This window comes from Streptomyces sp. NPDC059832 (genome assembly GCF_042731715.1).
Lineage (GTDB): Bacteria > Actinomycetota > Actinomycetes > Streptomycetales > Streptomycetaceae > Streptomyces.
Window position 1 is genome coordinate 350,558 of record NZ_JBHWIY010000007.1, and the last position, 16,738, is coordinate 367,295.

A 16,738-nucleotide genomic window follows, 5' to 3' on the forward strand; every position below is an offset into this window, starting at 1 on the left:
CTCCCGGGATCTGCCGACCCGGCGCCGGCGTTCCGTCCCAGTTCACCCGGCTCCGGGGGGTGGCACACGAGGCTTACGGCCTCTCGGGCCGCGCCGAAGGTCCCGAGACGGGAGGCGGCAATGACTTTCGGCCCTCCGCCGGTGGGCCGAAGGTCCCGAATCGCGGATCAGCCCACGGCTGCCGTGCGGGTCTCGCGCTCACCGCCGACGGGAGCGGGCAGACGTGTCGGCAGCGGTTGCGGGACGAGCGCCGAGAGGAAGGACGTCCGGCGGCGGAGCACGAATCCCAGGGATTCGTAGAGCCGGACGGCGTTGGTGTTGGAGGCGGCGGCGTGCAGGAACGAGGTTTCGCCGCGCTGCCCGATCTCGTGGGCCACGGCGCGCACGAGTCCGGTGCCGAGCCCCTGACCGCGTACGGACTCGTCGGTGCAGACGGCGCTGATCTCGGACCAGCCCGGCAGGTGCAGCCGTTCGCCGGCCATGGCGACGAGCACCCCCTCGCGCCGTACCCCGAGGTAGGTGCCGAGCTCGACGGTGCGGGGCAGGAACGGGCCCGGCCGGGTGCGCTCGACCAGGGCGAGCATGTCGGGCACATCGGCGGGGCCGAGCCGTACGGCCTCGGGGCAGGGCGCCGTCGCGACCCCGGCGTCGACGAGCTGGACGCCCTCGGCCCGGAAGACGATCTCCCAGTCGTCCGGCGGCGGCTCGCGGAAGGCGGTGATGGTGACGGCGCCGCCGGGTCCGGCCAGCGCCGCCGCGTCGTCCCAGTCCTCGGCCTCCGGGGCGTCCGGGATCGCGACCCACGGGGCCACGTCCGCCTGGTAGCGCAGGATTCGGCCGCGGCGCTCGGCGAAGTGGGCGTGCGGGCCGGTCAGTGCGGAGCGGACCGGGTTGTCCAGCGGGTGCACGGTGCCGGCAGCGGCACGGGGCGTGCTCACGCGACCACCTCGATCACGATCTTGCCGAGCGTGTGTCCGTTCTCCACGGCGCGCAGCGCGTCCCCCGCCCCGGCGAGCGGGAAGGCCCGGTTCACATGGGTGCGCAGGGCGCCGGTGACGACGAGGTTCGCCACCCCGTCGAGGACCGCCGCGGTGCGGGCCCGCTCGACGGCCGCCCCGCCGAGCTCCACGGCCAGCGGCTTGCCCCCGGCGCTGATCAGTGCGGCCGGGTCCGTGAGCAGTGCGGCCGCGGCCCTGAGGGTGTCGCCGCCGACCAGGTCGAAGACCGCGTCCACGCCGTCGGGGGCCGCTGCCCGCACCCGCTCGGCGAGTCCGGGGCCGGATTCGACGTGCACCGCGCCGAGCGACTCGACGAAGTCCTTCTTGGCCGCGCTCGCGGCGCCGATGACATGGACGCCGCCGTGCCGGGCGAGCTGTACGGCCGCGGTTCCCACACCGCCCCCGGCCCCGGTGACGAGCAGGGTCGAGCCGGGGGCGAGGCCCAGCTGACGGATACCGTCGTACGCGGTGGCGGCCGCGACCGGCAGTACCGCCGCGTCGGTGAACGACAGCCCGGCCGGCTTGTGGGCGGTCACGGCGACGGGCAGCAGCGTGTACTCGGCGTACCCGCCGGTCACGGGGTTGCCGAAGACCTCGTCCCCGATCGCGAACCCTTCGACGTCCGGGCCGATCCCCGCGACGACCCCGGCGGCCTCGCTGCCGAGGACGGCGGGAAAGGGCTGCGACGCGCTGCCGGGCCTGATGTACCCCGTGCGCAGCTTCCAGTCGACCGGGTTGACCCCGGCCGCCCGGACGGCGACGAGCAGCTCACCTGGGCCCGGCACCGGCACGTCCTGCTCGATGAGGGCCTCCACCTCCGGTCCGCCGTTGCGGGTGAACACGTACGCCTTGGGCATGAGCTTCCTCTCTCCTGTTCACGGCACCGGCGGCCGGGCCGGTCACCGATCACCACAGCAGCAGGAAGGCACTCGTCCGGGCACGTATTCCCTCTCGGCGGAGTGTTCACCGGGCCGCAATGATTCGGCGCAGGCCGCCCGCGACCGGGTCCACGGGACTCGCCGGACCGGCCCCCGGTACCGGTACCGGGGGCCGGGGTCAGCGCTTGAGGCTCCTCATCAGGTCACGCATGTCGCTGATCATCGCGGACTGGTACGGGGACAGGTCCGAGGTGTCCGGCCCCTCGTCGGACGGGACTTCGCCCCCGTCACTGTTGTACTGCGCGTAGGCGACGAGACTCAGCGAGAGGACCGCGCCGCCCTCCAGCACCCGCAGTTCCGCAGTGCCGTCGTCCTGCGTCAGCACGTACGCGCTGTCGCCGAGGTTCGGGACCTTCTCCACCTTCACATCGGCGTCGACACCGGCATCGGTCACCCCGCGCATCGCCTCGAATTCGGCTGCGGGGTCGGACCTCTTGTGCAGTGCCACCGTGATCCCGACGGAGTAGTCGGTGTACCAGCGGTTCCCGAGCGGCTTCTTCGCGGCCGGTGACCGAAGGGAGATGAAGCACTCCGCCCGGTCCAGGGCCGGGTCGTTCAGGAGCTCCGGCTTGAGCCTGGGCGTCTCGTCCTTCGGCGCTATCGCCGCGCCTATCGCCCTCAGCCGCACGGTCGGGCACGGGTCCTCTTCCAGCCGGTATCCGTGCATGTCCGGCTTCCGGTCGCCGAAGGGATGCAGGTACACCGCGCCTGCCCACACGGCCGAAGCCACGACGGCTCCGCCCAGCGCCCACAACCACGGGCGGCGCGTGCGGGGACCTCCCGTGGGCTTCCGGTCGAAGTCGCCCACCACCTCGCCCGCCCCGACCGCACCGAACTCGCCCACCATCTCCGGCTCGGAGATCACCTGTGCCCCCCTCGGCCACGCCATCCGACCACCACATGATGGCCCACGCGATGACCACGGGACCGGTGGACCTGCGAAGATGTCGCGGCCCCACTGAAACGCATCGCCTGGGGCCGGGCTTCGGGAGACAGCGGACGCGCGGTGCACGGGCAGGGGGACACACATGGGAGCGTCGGGTGCCGTGGTGCGACGTGGGCTGTTGTTCGGCATCCGGGCAGGGGCGGTCCCGGCCGGGATGTGCGCCGTGCTGTGGGCGGTGATCGCGCTGGCGGGGCTGTTCGGAGGGCCGGTGGGAAGCACGTTCGACAAGCCCGCGGCGGGCTCCGTCGCCGTGCTGGGTTCCCTCGCCGTGGGGGCGGGGCTGGGCCTGGTGACCGGCGTGGTGCTGGCTGTCGCGCCGTCACGCGTGCTCGCCTCCGCTCCCCTGCGCGGCCTGGCCTGTTTCGTGCTGGGGACCACGCTGTCCGTGGGCGAGGTGGTGGTGATGGACGTGTCGTCCGAGGGCGGCTTCGGACCCGTCGTCCTGGCCGTGCTGGCCATGCCGGTGGTGGGTGCCGTCACAGCGGCGCGCAGCCGTTCCATCGCGGCCGCGCGCCTCGGTACCGCGGACCCGGTGTGAGGCGGCGGAGCGACGGGACGGTCCGCCGGCCGAAGTTGCCGTCCTTCTCCCGAACCTGCACCACCGAAGTCGGAACACCGTCGATTTCGACTCAACTACCGCTGGATATACGCCGGTCGGTCCCCATTGCCCCTCGGCTGTGGCAGTCTGTTGAGCGACCGCCCCACCGGGCTCCCCCGTACCGGTGGGGCGGTTCTGCTGTCCCGCCCCCGAGCCGTGAGGACATGACGGGCAGTCACGATGATTCCCGGCCATAGATGCCGTGTGACCTGATCAACTTCCGCTTTTCCGCATGGGATTTCCGTCCGGGGGCAGGTGCATACACCTCATGGGCTACGACCAGGGGAGCGTGACGAGATGACGGCGCACACTGCGCGGACCGCCGGTGCTGAGCGAGCGGAGAGTGCCCGCCCGACACCGGCGGACGTGCCGGCCGGGGACATCGGCGGCCTGCCGTGGATCGAGGACGCGGGGAAGATCGCTCCTTGTGACGCGCGCGAGCTGTCCAGGCTGTTCTTCGGCCGCCTCCAGGTCCTGGAGGAGGGGACCCCCGCCCATCAGTACGCGCGGAACACCCTCATCGAGATGAACCTCTCTCTCGTACGGTTCGCCGCGGGACGGTTCCGCAACCGGGGCGGCGGCGACATGGAGGACATCGTCCAGGTCGGCACCATCGGGCTGATCAAGGCCATCGACCGGTTCGAACTGTCCCGCGAGGTCGAGTTCACCTCCTTCGCGGTCCCGTACATCACCGGGGAGATCAAACGATTCTTCCGCGACACCACCTGGGCCGTGCATGTCCCGCGCCGGCTGCAGGAGTTGCGGGTCGACATCGCCAGGACCAAGGAGTCGCTCGTCACGGAACTCGACCGTGACCCCACGGTCCCGGAGCTGGCCGAACAGCTGGGGCTGAGCGAGGACGAGGTCACCGAGGGCATCGTGGCGGCCAACGGGTACGCGGCGGGTTCGCTGGACATGCCGGCCGATCCCTCGGAGGCGGGGCGGCGCCACGCGCCGGGGCGCACCTTCGCCGATGTCCTGGGCGGTCCGGATCCCGCCCTGGAGACGGTCGAGAATCTGCATGCGCTCGCACCGCTGCTGGGCTGTCTCGACGCTCGCGAGCGTCGCATCATCGACATGCGTTTCGGCCAGGAGATGACACAGTCCCGGATCGGCGCGGAACTCGGCATCTCGCAGATGCATGTGTCGCGGCTGATCAGCAGGATTCTGCGGAAGCTCCGCAGCGGAATGCTCGTCGAGGAGTGACCGCGGCCGGCCGGCCCGCGGCCAGCGGGCCGGCCCGTCACGCAGGCCCGGAGCGGTTCGCCCCGGCGTCCTCGGGCCGGCCGGTGGGGAGGCTCAGCCGCCGTCCTTCTCCGGGGCGCGGCCCGCGTAGTAGGTGGCGATCATGTCCTCGCCGCCGTGCCCCGCAGCCTCGGCGCGCAGGAAACGGTCGGCCGACGCCGCGACCAGGTCCAGCCGCACCCCCGAGGGCTGCGCGGCGTCCAGGATGAGGCGGGTGTCCTTGAGCGCGGTGGACAGCGCGAAGCTCGGGGTGAGATCGCCGGAGAGGACCGCGGCGGACTTGCCCTGCAGATACGCCGAGTCCAGCGGGCCGCCCTTCATGACGTCGAGGAAGATCTGCGGATCGATGCCCAGCCCTTCCGCGAGGTTGAGGCATTCCGCGATGCTGTTGACCATGGTGATCACCCAGGTGTTGACCACGAGTTTCAGTCGCGAGGCCGCTCCCGGGACCTCACCGACCCAGACCGTGCGCTGCCCGATCGCGTCCAGCACGGGTTCGACCGTCGCGCGGACGGCGGAGGGACCGGCGACGAGCACCGTCAACGCGCCTTGTTCCGCGGGCTGTCTGGTACCGGAGACCGGTGCGTCGAGATAGACCGGGCCCAGGTCCGCGGCACGCTGGGCGAGATCGGCGGTGGCGTCGGGCCCGACCGTCGTGCTCTGGAGCAGGACCTGGCCGGCGTGCAGTCCCCCGGACGCGGCGGCGAGCGCGGCGGCGACGGAGGGGCCGTCGTTGAGCATGGTGAGGACGACATCCGCACCGCGTACCGCCTCCTGCGCCGTCTCCGTGACGGTGGCGCCGTCGGCGGCGAGCGGGTCCGCCTTGGACCGCGTACGGTTCCAGGCGCGGACCACGAGTCCGGCCCGGAGGAGGCTCCGGGCCATTCCCGATCCCATGATTCCGGTGCCGAGAACGGCGACGACCGGCCGCTCCGGGGTGGTGTCGGCAGCGCTCGATGTCATGAGGGGACTCCCTTGCGTCGGCCGCGCCCCGGGCCGGCCCGCGGCACTGTGAGTTCTCAGGATTGCCGGAGCGCGCCTTCGAGGACGGCAGCGTGCACGGCCCTGGCGAGTCGCGCGCCCCAGCGGGAGCGCGGTCCCGCGAAGGGTTCGGCGGGGGCTGGTCCCGGGGAGGGCGCGGCGATGCAGACGGCGTCCGTGGGGGTGCCCGAGCAGTCGAGACCCGCGTCCAGGAGCGCCTGGACCTTGGCCTCGGTGGCCGTGGCGACGGCGTTGACGAGTGCGGCGTCGGAGAGCGGCGCGGGGAGGGTGACGACGATGTTGATCGTGCCCGGACGCGGCGGTCCCCCGGTGCCCTCCACCGGGGCGGCGGCCCAGCCGCGTACGCCGAGTCCGCAGGTGGCGGTCGCCGTCACGCCCTCGTCGGCCGCGACCGTGTACGCGGTCACGTCGGCGGCCGTCATCAGCCCGGCACCGGGTCCGGTGAGGTGTTCGGCGGCGGCGATCTCGGCGAGGTGGCGGTCGGGGTCCAGGCGCGGATAGCCGCCGGGCACCTGGGCGTTGAGGATCCAGTCGCGCGGACCGATGCCGCCGCCGAGCACGGCGCTGCCGCAGACCCGCCACCCCGGCCCGAGCCGCCACACCAGATGGTGCAGGTCCGCACCGTCCTCGTGACGGGCCAGCAGTTCACCGCGCTGTTCGGGCAGCCGGCTGCGTACGGAACGGATGGGGCACCCCCGGTGGCGCGGCAGGACGACGGTCGGCACGTGGCCCGTCGATCATATGTGCCGGGGCGGGGCACTCCCGCAGGTGCTCCGCCCCGGCACGGACGGTCGGACATCGGGTCTCTCGTCCGGATCATGCCGGGCTCGCGTGCCCCGGCCCGGTCCGGACGAGAGGTCCTGACCGCGGGCCATGGTGATCAGCCGGTCCAGCACGGCGGCGTCGGCACGCACCCCGTCGTGGGCGTAGGCGTCGGTGACCCAGGTCCGCAGACCGCGGACCGCGTCGGCCGTGGCGAGGGCCTGCTCGCGGTCGACGTACATGTCGTCGTGGTAGACGGCCGCGACGACGGGGACCTCGTTGGCGGCGAGCCGGTCCAGGTCGTAGAGAGCGGGCCACTCGGTGCGGGCGGCGAGGGCCTCGGCGGCGCCGCGCAGCGGGACGAGCGCGGGGTCCTCCTCGAACTGCCAGGGGTAGACCATCTCTCCGGTGAACCGGAGCGGGCCTCCCGAGGTGGCGTCGAAGGCGGGGAACTCCTCCCGGATGCGGTGCGCCGACCAGCCGGTGGGGCGGCCCCCCTGGGCGTAGATCGGCTCGTGGAGTGCGGCGTACAGGGGGCGTTCGGCGAAGGAGACGGCGGCGTCGACACCGCGCAGGAAGGTGTCGGTGAGCTCCGGGCCGTGGGCTCCGTCGGTGAAGGCGGTCTCCAGGAGGTAGTGGAGCGAGTCGAACTTCGCCGAGGTGCCGAACGTGATGCCGACGGTCTGGAAGCGGCGGACGGTGAGCCGCTCGCCGGTCGGCATGCGGACGTCGTGCGCTTCGAGGTGCGCGGCGACGGCATCGGCGAGCGGCTGGTCGCCGGGGTAGCGGGCGAAGTAACGCTCGTTGTGGGCGAGGGTGCGCGTGTAGGCGGCCCGGTACACGTCGTCGGCGTGACCGGTGAGGGTCGGCAGCCCGCCGGTGATGTAGGCCTGGGCGAGTCCTTCGGGGGCCAGGCTGAGATAGGTCAGGGTGGAGAATCCGCCGAAGCTCTGGCCGAGGACGCTCCACGGCTGTTCGCCCTGGAGGTGCCGACGCAGCAGTTCGGCGTCGCGGACGATCGAGTCGGCGCGGAAGTGCGCGAGGTACCCGGCGGCGGCCACGGAGTCGGTTCCGAAGCGGGCGAGGGTGATCCGGTCCGCGGGGGTGGAGCGGCCGGTGCCGCGCTGGTCCAGCAGGACGACTCGGTGGTCGGCGAGGGCGCGGCGCAGCCAGGCGCCCGCCGCGTCGGGACGCTCGGCGCGGCCACCGGGCCCGCCCTGGAGCCAGAGCAGGCGGGGCAGGTTCTCGTGTTCCCGGCCGGCGGCGACCACTTCGCGGGCGAACAGGCCGACGGTGGGGCCGTCGGGGGTGTGGTGGTCGAGCGGCACGTCGAGGGTGTGGTCGGTGCAGACCAGGCCGCCGTGGCGGTAGGAGACGGGGGCGGGGGTGGACATGGGCGCTCCTTTCACGTTGCGCGGGGCAGGGGCCTGTCCGGCGGATCAGGGCCTGGTCGCAGAACGGTTTCACGGGTGGCGGGCGGGCCCGCACCGGGGGTGGCCCGAGCAGGTCATCAGCAGGTCATCAGCGGGTCGCGAGTACCGCTCGGCCGTGTACGTGATCTCCCGTGCGTACCGGCTCACCCACACGGGTCCGTCCCAGGGCGACGGCCCTCCCCCCGTACCCGGGCTCCGCGAGCGGAGCCGTCAACTTCCCCGCGCCGGGCCAGACTTCGAGCGCCCTGCTCCGAGGGGTGAGTCCGGCCGGGTTCACGGTCCCGGCGACCGGCTCCGGCGGACGGCGCGGGCGCATCCGGTCGTGGAGCTCCGCGTCTTCGAATGTGCCACGCAGCGTGTTCATGCCGGGTACAACACCGGGCGGATCCCCCGGTTTCGTGGCGCGGCCGCCTGCCCGGCGGCACCCTGCCGTTCCGGCCTCCGGGAAGGACCGGCCCCGCGCCACCCGCCCGCCCGGCCCCGGTCCCGGATGCCCGGCGCGCAGCCTCCACACCTCACCCGAATGGCCTAACACGGGAACGGGGTGCACACCGCCGTGGCAGGCGGTCACCGCCCAACCGTCGAGCATGCGGCAGCCGGCCGCCGCGGCCCGGGAGGTTGCAGCGTCCATCCGGGTGAGGCGCGATGGAATGCGGACGCGCCTCCTCTGATGGCCCCAGCCACAGGACGCGCCCGGACGAGGAGGAATCGGTCATGGGAGCCGCTGACGGTTTCACGGATTCCGGAGAGCTCGACGGTCTGACGGTGTACGACACCGACGGCGAGAAGGTCGGCAGTGTGGGCCGGGTGTATGTCGACGACAACACCGGCCGGCCGGACTGGATCACGGTGAAGACCGGCCTGTTCGGCATGAAGGAGAGTTTCGTTCCGCTTGCCGGAGCCCGCCGCGTGGGATCCGATCTGCACATCTCGCATCCGAAGGACCGGGTCAAGGAAGCTCCTCGGGTGGACGCGGACGCGCATCTGTCCGTGGCGGAGGAGGAAGAGCTCTACAAGCACTACGGCCTCGCCAGGAACACCACCGCCAAGCTCGGCGGCCGTACGGACACGGGAACCACGACGGCGTCCGGGAAGGGCACCACGGCCATGGGGGCGGCGGGAGCCGCCGGAGCCGGGGCCATGGGGGCGGCCGGCGCCGGACGCACCCCCGGATCCGACAAGACGGCCATGACCGGCACCACCGCCTCCGGTACGGGCACAGCCCGCACCACCTCGTCCGGCATGGCAGCAGGCGGGACCGGCATGGGCCAGGGCAAGCACCGGGACACCGGGGCGGCCGGCACCTCGCGTCCCCTCGCCGGCGCCGGGGCGGGCTCCGAGCGGTCCGCCGCCGACCTGGGCGGCAAGGAGGAGATGATCCGTTCCGAGGAGCAGCTGCTCGTCGGAACGGAGGAGTACGAGAGCGGGACGGCACGGCTGCACAAGTACGTCGTCACCGAGAACGTCACCAGGACGGTACCCGTGACGCACGAAGAGGTGCGCCTGATCCGCGAGCCGCTGAAGCCCGGCGACAAGGCGGCGGAACGTGCCGCCATCCGCGAGCAGGACGTCGAGGTCACCCTGCACGCGGAACGTGCGACCACACGCAAGGAGACCGTGCCCGTCGAGCGGGTGCGGATGGAGACCAAGAAGGTGACCGAGCAGCAGGAGGTCTCCGCCGAACTCCGCAAGGAGCAGATCGACTACGCGGACGGCGCGGACATCGGCGGCAAGGACATCGGCGGCGAATTCGGCCGAGGACGCCGCCGCTGACCCCGTCCCGCGCACCGCGGCGGACAGCCGCGCCCGGAGAACGAGGGCGGACCCGTGCAGTGCCGGGGTCCGCCCTCTCGCCGTCGGGGCCCCCGCCACGACGGCGGCCCCGGCATGCTCCACCGGCCCGGCACGGCCCACGCGCCCGGCATGATCCATGATCCAGAACGAAAGGCCCTACGTCCCCGCAGGACGCTCCGGCAGGAAACGCACCGAGGGCCGCCCGGCCGGCCCGTCCGGCGTGACGCGTGCCGTGACCCGGTAGACGTCGGCGATCAGCTCCTCGGTGATCACCTCCGAGGGGGTGCCCGCGGCCACCACCCGCCCCTCCTTCAGCACGACGATCCGGTCGCAGAACATCGCGGCCAGATTGAGGTCGTGCAGGGCGATCACACCGGTCAGCGGCAGGGAGGCGATCAGCGCGAGGAGTTCCAGCTGGTGCTGGATGTCGAGGTGGTTCGTCGGCTCGTCGAGCAGCAGCTCGCGCGGCTGCTGGGCCAGTGCCCGCGCGATCTGGACGCGTTGGCGTTCGCCGCCGGAAAGGGTGTGCCAGGACTGGTCGCCGCGGTCGGCGAGGCCGGTCCGCGCGAGTGCTTCGCGCACCGCTTCGTCGTCCTCCGCAGTCGGTGCCGACCAGGCCCTGCGGTGCGGGATGCGCCCGAGCCGTACGACGTCCAGCACGCTCAGCTCGACCTGGGTGACGGCGTGCTGGTCGACCACGGCGATCCGCTGGGCCACGGTGCGGCGGCCGATCCCGGCGAGCCGCTGTCCGTCGAGGGTGACCACGCCGGTCTCCGGGGCGAGGACCCCCGCCAGCACCCGCAGCAGGGTCGATTTGCCGGACCCGTTCGGTCCGATCAGCCCCACGGTGGCGTCGGGCGGCGGGGCGAGGTCGACCCCGTCGAGGATGAGACGGCCGCCCGCCGCCCGGCCGACCCGTTCGGCACGCAGTCCCGAGGTGGCCGCCCCCGTCACGCGGTCCTCCGGGTGCGGTACAGGACCAGGACGAACGCGGGTACGCCGATCAGTGCGGTGACCACGCCCACGGGCACCTCCTGCGGGTCGAGGACCGTCCTGGCGAGGGTGTCGACCCAGACCAGGAACACCGCCCCGGCCAGGGCCGTGACCGGCAGCAGCCGCCGGTGCCCGGAACCCGCGAGGGCGCGGGCGGCGTGCGGCAGCACCAGACCGACGAAGCCGATGGCACCGGCCGAGCTGACGAGTGCGGCGGTCAGCAGTGCGGTCGTGCACAGCAGCACGATCCGGGTGCGCGCGACATGGACGCCGAGCGTGGCTGCGGCGTCCTGCCCGAACGCGAAGGCGTCGAGGGTACGGGCGTGACCCAGGCAGATCAGCAGGGTCACGACGAGGACGGCGGAGCAGATCCACACGTCGGTCCAGCCGACCCCGCTGAGCGAGCCGAGCAGCCAGAACAGCACCCCGCGGGTCTGCTCGGCGTCGGCGGCGGTCATCACGACGAAGGAGGTGAGCGCGGAGAACAGCTGCATGGCCGCGACACCGGAGAGCACGACCCGGTCGGTCGTGCCGCCCAGGGTGTGGCTGAGCAGCAGCACGAGGGCGAACGAGCACAGCGCTCCGACGAACGCGCCGGTCGAGATCGACACCGCTCCCCCGCCGACGCCGAGGACGACGACCACGACCGCGCCGGTGGACGCTCCGGAGGAGACACCGAGGACGAAGGGGTCGGCGAGCGGATTGCGGAGCAGCGACTGCATGACGGTGCCGCACACCGCGAGCCCGGCACCGCACACCGCTGCGAGCAGGGTGCGCGGCATCCGCAGGTTCCAGATGATGCCGTCCCGGATCGGGGAGAGCCGTGAACGCCCCCAGCCGAGGTGGGAGGCCACCGCGGACCAGACGTCGGCCACGGAGATCCGGGCGGGGCCGATGGTGACGGCGACCGCGACGGAGACGACGAGCAACGCGGCGCCGCAGACCCACAGGGCCCCGCCGCGCAGTCGCCGTGCGCCCTTCGTGGCCCGGGGGGAGGTGGCGGGGGCGGGCGGTGCGGCCACCGCCGTGCCCCGTTCGGTCCCCGTCACCCGGCGAGCCCGAACCTGCGCAGTCCGGCTGCCACGCGTTCGATGCCCTCGACCGTCCGGACGGACGGGTTCATGGACTGGCCGCTCAGCAGCACGTACCGCTTGTGCCTGACGGCGTCCATGTTCTTCGTGACGGGGTTGGACTCCAGGAACTCGATCTTCTTCGCGGCGCTCTCGGCGGTCTGGGCCTTGCGGGTCAGGTCGCCGACGACCAGGACGTCGGGGTTGCGGTCGGCGACGGTCTCCCAGCTGATCTGGGGCCATTCCTCATGGGTGTCGTCGAAGACGTTCTTCGCGCCGAGCTCTTCGGTGATGATCCCGGGCGCTCCGCAGCAGCCGGCCAGGTACGGGGCCTTGGAGTCGGAGAACCAGTACAGGAGGGTCGCGTCGGAGGCGTCGATGCCCTCGGCCGCTTTCTTCACCCGGGCCCGCAACTGCGCCACGAGCGCGTCACCGCGCTCCGGTACGCCGAACACCTCGGCCAGTTCGCGCACTTCGCCGTAGACGCTGTCCATGGTCAGCGGGGCGGTACGGGCGCCGTCGCCGCCGCCGCTGTTGTCCTTGCCGGTGCAGTCGGCGGGCGAGACATAGGTGGGGACGCCGAGCGATTCGAACTGTTCGCGCGGTGCGACGCCGCCCTTGGCGAGCGTCGATTCGAACGACGCGCTGACGAAGTCGGGCTCGCGGTCGAGGACCTTCTCCGACGACGGCCGGTTGTCCGCGATCCTGGGCACTTCGGCGTTGGCCTTCTCCAGACCCTTCATCACCGGGTCGGTCCAGGTCGCGGTGGCGGCCATCCGGTCGGCGAGGCCGAGGGAGAGCAGGATCTCCGTCGATCCCTGGTCCACCGAGACGGCGTGCCGTGGCGCGGCTTCGACGGTGACGGTGCGTCCGCAGTTCTTCAGCGTCACCGGGTATCCGTCCGCGGAGTCCGGCTTCGCGGCGGAGTCGTCGGTCCCGCCTCCGCAGCCGGTCAGCAGGACGAGTCCCGCCGAGAGCAGGGCCATGATGCGGATGGGGCTGGCTATGGACGGCACGGAGTCCCTCTGCGTCTGAGGGCTCATGCGCGGAGCCCGCTGTACGGAGTTCCGCGGCCCGGTGCCGGGTCGCGGGCGCCAGCAGGTCTTCGGACTCGGGTTCCTTCGGACGGGACGCCTTCCCAGGACACCCGAGGGTGGTCCCAGTGGCCGTGGCCCCGCCCGTCCCCCTCACCGCTGCGCGTCAGTTCCGGATTCTCACCGGATTCCCTGACCCCATTACGTGGAGTTCGACTGGCTCCGGCAAGCTATCACGAGGCTCTGCGCAGCTCATGGGGGGTGTGGCCGGTGGTACGCCGGGCTGTGTGTCCCGTCGCACCACCTGCCGGATGCCTACGGACGCTGAAGAGCGATGACGGCGTTGTGTCCGCCGAAGCCGAAGGAATGGCTGACGGCGCGCCGGATGGGCTGCCGCAGCGGTCGTTCGGTGACGCAGTCGATGTCGAACTCGGGCGCCGGGGCGTCCAGGTTGGCGATCGGTGGTACGACTCCGCGTTGGAGCGTGAGGACGGTGAGTCCGGCCTCGATCGCACCGGCCGCCCCCATGCAGTGCCCCAGTACACCCTTGGGGGCGGTGACGGGCGGCCGGTGCGGGTAGACCCGGGCGATGAGGGCGGCCTCGGTGGCATCGTTGACCGGTGTCGCCGTGCCGTGTGCGTTGACGTGCTCGACGTCCTCGGCCGCCCAGCCCGCGTCGCGCAGCGCGGCCTCCACCGCCGCCTGGGCGACCGTGCCGGACGGATGCGGACTGATGGGGTGGTAGGCGTCGGTGGTGGCGCCGGTACCGGCGAGCAGCGCCCGTGGGGCCGCGCCCCGGGCATCGGCGTCGTCCACCCGTTCCAGCACCATGACGGCCGCGCCCTCGCCCATGACCAGACCGGCCCGGTCGGCCGCGAAGGGACGGCACAGCGTGGCCGGGTCGCCATCCGTCCGGGCCCCGGCTCCGGACCTGGCGAACCCGGCCATGGCGGCCGGGTAGACGATCGACTCGGTGGCTCCGGCGACAGCGATGTCGCACTGCCCGGTGACCAGGAGGTCGCGGGCGACGGACAGCGCGGTGACACCGGACGAACAGGCGGTGCACGGGGCCATGCTGGGTCCGGTGGCCCGCAGCTGGATCGCGATCTCGGCGGCGGGCATGTTGGGAATGGTGAGCAGGATGCCCGAGGGAGAGGTGGCCCCTGCTCCGAACCGGTCGAGCACGACGGCCTGCTCGGTCAGCGAGGCGGAACCCCCGCTGCTGGTGCCGACGACCACCGCGACCCGGGCGCCCTCCCACCGGGCCGGGTCCAGCCCCGCGTCGGCGACCGCCTCCCGGGCGGCGAGCACGGCGAGTTTCACGTACTTCCCCATGCGGAAGGACGCCCGGCCGCCGATCGCGGCGTCCAGGTCGATGCCGTCGACCATGCACGCGAAGTCGATCGCGCACCCTTCGAGCTCGGCGACGGTACGGGCCGGTGACACTCCCGCGCACACGCCCCGCCAGGTGGATTCGGTGTCGTTGCCGACCGGGGTGATCATGCCCAGGCCGGTGACGGCGACGGCCGGCCTGTTCATCGGGCGTTGCTCATCGCGGTCCCGCCGCCCACCCGCGCGCCGCGGCCGGCTGCCAGGTCGATGAACCGTGTGATGTCGGCCAGCGTCGCGTCCTTGGGGAGCTGGTCGAAGTCCCGGTTGCCGCCGGCCGTCTCCCTGATGAGGACGGCGAACTCGGCGACGGCGAGGGAGTCCATCTCCAGGCTGTCCATCGTGGAGCCCGGGTGGATCTCGGCAACGGGCACTTTGAAGGTGTGTGTCAGAACCTCGGTGATCTTGGGATGAATCGCACTCATGAGCTTTCTCTCCATCATTCGGTCCGGCTGTCGGGCCGGCGGTGACACCGTCCCGACGCCGAATCAACTGGGTGGAGTGCCTCCAGTTACGCCTTGTGCCGAACCGATTCGGCACCGTCTTCCCCGCGCTCCCCGCACCACCGGGCCAGGACGGACGCCGTACCCCAGTAGGCCAGCAGGACAACCCGGACTCCGAGAGCCCCGGCCGCCTCCCTGATCCGGTGACCCCGTACAGCTGTTCCCCTCCTCGTCATGGCCCTCATCGCCCGTCCTGAACCGTCGCCCGGTCCCCGCCCGTCCGCCAGGCGGCTCCCGGCTCGTCGTAGGCAGCCACGTAGTCGGCTCCGGCGATGGGCCAGTCGGCGAGCAGCTCCGGCGGCAGCGCGAAGGACTCGACCAGGTCGGGCAGTCGGGCGGCGACCATGGTGATGAGCTCTTCCACCCGGTCCGGCAGTCCGTTGACCTGGTCGGCGGTCAACAGGCCCGCTGCCAGCAGATCACCGCTGTTGCGGGCGATCCGGTCGAGCGCGAAGAGCCGTTGCAGCTCGCCGAGCCGTTCGCGGGCGGGCCCCTCGGGCAGCGCGGCCACCGCTTCCTCGTACGCCTCGGCCGCCTGCCATTGGGCGTGCGCCTCGACGCCGCGCAGGGCCGGCCCGGACGCCACGTTCCACCGCGCGAGCGGGTCACCGTGCGGTGCGAGGCGCATCCGCTCCCGGGCCCGCCCGAACCAGATCCGCTCCAGTTCCGCGAGCAGCCCCCCGAGGAACCGGGGGTCGTCGAGTTCGCCGGGTCCGCCGCCGGAGGAAGCCTCGGGTCCGCCCGGTGCGGTGGCGAAGAGCATCTCCGCGGCCGCCTTGGCGTGGATGGCCATGTTGTCGCCCTCGGCCGTGATGGCACCCTCCACTCCCGTGAGGAGTTCACTCATGCCGTTGTTCTCCAGGAGCGCCTGGGCGCCGCAGCGTTCACGGCATTCGACGATCACTGACCTGGCCTGCCAGGTGACCCACCCCTTGGCGACGGCGACCAGCCGCTCCGCCTCCTCCCGTTGCCCGCCCCCTTCCCAGCGGTCCAGGGCCCTGCGGTGCAGCAGGCTCATCGCGAAGACGGTGGCCGTGGCGGAGGCGAGCGGTCCGTGGTGGCTGCGGTGGGCGATCACCGGCACCTGCCGCGAGCCCCGGGGGCCCGAGACGTACCGGTGGCCGCCGTAGCGGACGGCGACGGCGAGTGTGGCCCGCGCGCAGCCGACCGCGCAGGCCGTCATCGAGATCTTGCCGGAGGTGACTCGCCCGATCGACGCGAGGAAGCGACGCCTTCGGTTGTCGAGGGTGCTGCTGAACCCGCCGTCCGCACCGATCCGTCCGTGGTCCCCGCCGAGCAGCGCGGCGCGTCCCACGAAGACCTGGTCGAAGGAGGTCAGGCAGTGGTCCACCGGGCTGCCGGTGCGGGTGGGGAGCCTGCGGATCCGTACGCCGGGCAGAGCCTGTACGCCGTCGGTGAGCGGTACGAGAAAGAGGAAGACCCCCTGATCGGCGCCGTCGACGAGCAGCCGCGCGGCCACGAGCCCGGTCTTGGGGCCGCCCGCCGGACTGGTGTTGGGCATGAATTTCTGGGCCCCGGCGTGCGGTGTGCCGAGCACGAATCCGTCGCGCTCGCGGTCGTACTCGGCTGTGGTCTCGACGGCCGCGGCATCGTTGCCGTGTGCCACCTCCGTACAGAGAAAGGTGCCGATGCGCCGCAGCCTCAGGAAGTCCGACAGATCGCGGTCGCCGCCGTGGTCGAGGAGGCTGCCGAGAAAGAGGTTGTAGTGGATGCCCGCCACCGTGGTCAGCGCCGGGTCCACCGGGCCCAGCCATTCGTGCAGGGCCGCGAGGGCGCGGTGGTCGGCGGCCAGCCGGGCGCCGCTGTCCAGGCAGTCGTTGAGGACGCGCAGCCGCTCGTACGTGAGAGCCAGGCGTTCCTCGGTCGTGCTGCGGTCGGGGCGGCGGAAGGGTTCGGTGCTGATCAGCCGCTGCCAGAAACCGTGCTCCCGGCGGAAGTTGTCGCCGAGGAGCACACCGGTGAGGAGGTCCGTGGACCGTTTTGTGGAAGAGCTGTCGATCGTTGCGGTCATG

The 16,738-nt window shown here is 72.4% G+C and carries 15 protein-coding genes and 1 riboswitch; of the genes, 3 read left to right on the forward strand and 12 right to left on the reverse strand.

Features of this window, described 5'->3' with window-relative positions:
- Positions 1–167 precede the first annotated feature (167 nt).
- The 3 genes from ACFV8T_RS15840 to ACFV8T_RS15850 all read right to left on the reverse strand — a co-directional run bounded on the left by ACFV8T_RS15840 (position 168) and on the right by ACFV8T_RS15850 (position 2,801).
- On the reverse strand, positions 168–938 hold the full coding sequence (locus tag ACFV8T_RS15840) for a GNAT family N-acetyltransferase (protein WP_385327846.1): 771 nt from the start codon (positions 936–938) through the stop codon (positions 168–170).
- The gene (locus ACFV8T_RS15845) at positions 935–1,855 is read right to left on the reverse strand and encodes an NADP-dependent oxidoreductase (protein ID WP_385327847.1); all 921 of its coding nucleotides are present in this window, start codon (positions 1,853–1,855) and stop codon (positions 935–937) included. Before ACFV8T_RS15845 ends, ACFV8T_RS15840 begins: the two co-directional genes overlap by 4 nt.
- Positions 1,856–2,054: 199 nt before the next feature.
- The gene (locus tag ACFV8T_RS15850) at positions 2,055–2,801 is read right to left on the reverse strand and encodes a hypothetical protein (protein ID WP_385327849.1); all 747 of its coding nucleotides are present in this window, start codon (positions 2,799–2,801) and stop codon (positions 2,055–2,057) included.
- Between the two features lie 163 nt (positions 2,802–2,964).
- Between ACFV8T_RS15850 and ACFV8T_RS15855 the strand changes: the two genes are divergently transcribed.
- Positions 2,965–3,420 (forward strand): hypothetical protein, encoded by a 456-nt coding sequence (locus ACFV8T_RS15855; protein WP_385327850.1) that lies wholly within the window; start codon positions 2,965–2,967, stop codon positions 3,418–3,420.
- A 357-nt stretch (positions 3,421–3,777) separates the two neighbouring features.
- Positions 3,778–4,686, forward strand: coding sequence for an RNA polymerase sigma factor SigF (locus tag ACFV8T_RS15860; protein WP_385327852.1), 909 nt, complete (start codon positions 3,778–3,780; stop codon positions 4,684–4,686).
- A gap of 93 nt (positions 4,687–4,779) precedes the next feature.
- Here the strand turns inward: ACFV8T_RS15860 and ACFV8T_RS15865 are convergent, their stop codons facing one another.
- From ACFV8T_RS15865 to ACFV8T_RS15875, 3 genes are all read right to left on the reverse strand, one after another.
- Positions 4,780–5,688 (reverse strand): NAD(P)-dependent oxidoreductase, encoded by a 909-nt coding sequence (locus tag ACFV8T_RS15865; protein WP_385327853.1) that lies wholly within the window; start codon positions 5,686–5,688, stop codon positions 4,780–4,782.
- Between the two features lie 56 nt (positions 5,689–5,744).
- Positions 5,745–6,329, reverse strand: a complete 585-nt coding sequence (locus ACFV8T_RS15870; RefSeq protein ID WP_385327902.1) for an adenosylcobinamide amidohydrolase — start codon at positions 6,327–6,329, stop codon at positions 5,745–5,747.
- A gap of 135 nt (positions 6,330–6,464) precedes the next feature.
- Positions 6,465–7,883: an alpha/beta fold hydrolase gene (locus tag ACFV8T_RS15875; RefSeq protein WP_385327855.1), complete on the reverse strand. Its 1,419-nt coding sequence runs from the start codon at positions 7,881–7,883 to the stop codon at positions 6,465–6,467.
- 753 nt (positions 7,884–8,636) lie between these two features.
- Between ACFV8T_RS15875 and ACFV8T_RS15880 the strand changes: the two genes are divergently transcribed.
- The gene (locus tag ACFV8T_RS15880; RefSeq protein WP_385327856.1) at positions 8,637–9,695 is read left to right on the forward strand and encodes a PRC and DUF2382 domain-containing protein; all 1,059 of its coding nucleotides are present in this window, start codon (positions 8,637–8,639) and stop codon (positions 9,693–9,695) included.
- Between the two features lie 177 nt (positions 9,696–9,872).
- Here the strand turns inward: ACFV8T_RS15880 and ACFV8T_RS15885 are convergent, their stop codons facing one another.
- The 6 genes from ACFV8T_RS15885 to ACFV8T_RS15910 form a co-directional block, all read right to left on the reverse strand.
- The gene (locus ACFV8T_RS15885) at positions 9,873–10,670 is read right to left on the reverse strand and encodes an ABC transporter ATP-binding protein (RefSeq protein ID WP_385327858.1); all 798 of its coding nucleotides are present in this window, start codon (positions 10,668–10,670) and stop codon (positions 9,873–9,875) included.
- Complete coding sequence (locus ACFV8T_RS15890; protein ID WP_385327860.1) at positions 10,667–11,758, reverse strand: FecCD family ABC transporter permease; 1,092 nt, start codon at positions 11,756–11,758, stop codon at positions 10,667–10,669. Before ACFV8T_RS15890 ends, ACFV8T_RS15885 begins: the two co-directional genes overlap by 4 nt.
- On the reverse strand, positions 11,755–12,822 hold the full coding sequence (locus ACFV8T_RS15895; protein ID WP_385327862.1) for an ABC transporter substrate-binding protein: 1,068 nt from the start codon (positions 12,820–12,822) through the stop codon (positions 11,755–11,757). The genes ACFV8T_RS15890 and ACFV8T_RS15895 overlap by 4 nt, the downstream gene beginning before the upstream one ends.
- A gap of 35 nt (positions 12,823–12,857) precedes the next feature.
- A riboswitch (cobalamin riboswitch) is annotated at positions 12,858–13,049 on the reverse strand.
- Between the two features lie 79 nt (positions 13,050–13,128).
- Positions 13,129–14,352 carry a beta-ketoacyl-[acyl-carrier-protein] synthase family protein gene (locus ACFV8T_RS15900; protein WP_385327863.1) on the reverse strand — a complete coding sequence of 408 codons (1,224 nt, stop codon included), beginning with the start codon at positions 14,350–14,352 and terminating at the stop codon, positions 13,129–13,131.
- Positions 14,349–14,627, reverse strand: a complete 279-nt coding sequence (locus ACFV8T_RS15905) for a phosphopantetheine-binding protein (protein WP_385327865.1) — start codon at positions 14,625–14,627, stop codon at positions 14,349–14,351. Before ACFV8T_RS15905 ends, ACFV8T_RS15900 begins: the two co-directional genes overlap by 4 nt.
- Before the next feature lie 259 nt (positions 14,628–14,886).
- Positions 14,887–16,737, reverse strand: a complete 1,851-nt coding sequence (locus ACFV8T_RS15910) for an acyl-CoA dehydrogenase (RefSeq protein ID WP_385327866.1) — start codon at positions 16,735–16,737, stop codon at positions 14,887–14,889.
- Position 16,738: the final 1 nt, after the last annotated feature.

Coding starts and splice junctions, on each gene's coding strand:
- ACFV8T_RS15845 (WP_385327847.1), bottom strand. CDS start 1,855: ATGCCCAAGGCGTACGTGTTCACCCGCAACGGCGGACCGGAGGTGGAG.
- ACFV8T_RS15905 (WP_385327865.1), bottom strand. CDS start 14,627: ATGAGTGCGATTCATCCCAAGATCACCGAGGTTCTGACACACACCTTC.
- ACFV8T_RS15880 (WP_385327856.1), top strand. CDS start 8,637: ATGGGAGCCGCTGACGGTTTCACGGATTCCGGAGAGCTCGACGGTCTG.
- ACFV8T_RS15855 (WP_385327850.1), top strand. CDS start 2,965: ATGGGAGCGTCGGGTGCCGTGGTGCGACGTGGGCTGTTGTTCGGCATC.
- ACFV8T_RS15875 (WP_385327855.1), bottom strand. CDS start 7,883: ATGTCCACCCCCGCCCCCGTCTCCTACCGCCACGGCGGCCTGGTCTGC.
- ACFV8T_RS15910 (WP_385327866.1), bottom strand. CDS start 16,737: ATGACCGCAACGATCGACAGCTCTTCCACAAAACGGTCCACGGACCTC.
- ACFV8T_RS15860 (WP_385327852.1), top strand. CDS start 3,778: ATGACGGCGCACACTGCGCGGACCGCCGGTGCTGAGCGAGCGGAGAGT.
- ACFV8T_RS15895 (WP_385327862.1), bottom strand. CDS start 12,822: ATGAGCCCTCAGACGCAGAGGGACTCCGTGCCGTCCATAGCCAGCCCC.
- ACFV8T_RS15900 (WP_385327863.1), bottom strand. CDS start 14,352: ATGAACAGGCCGGCCGTCGCCGTCACCGGCCTGGGCATGATCACCCCG.
- ACFV8T_RS15865 (WP_385327853.1), bottom strand. CDS start 5,688: ATGACATCGAGCGCTGCCGACACCACCCCGGAGCGGCCGGTCGTCGCC.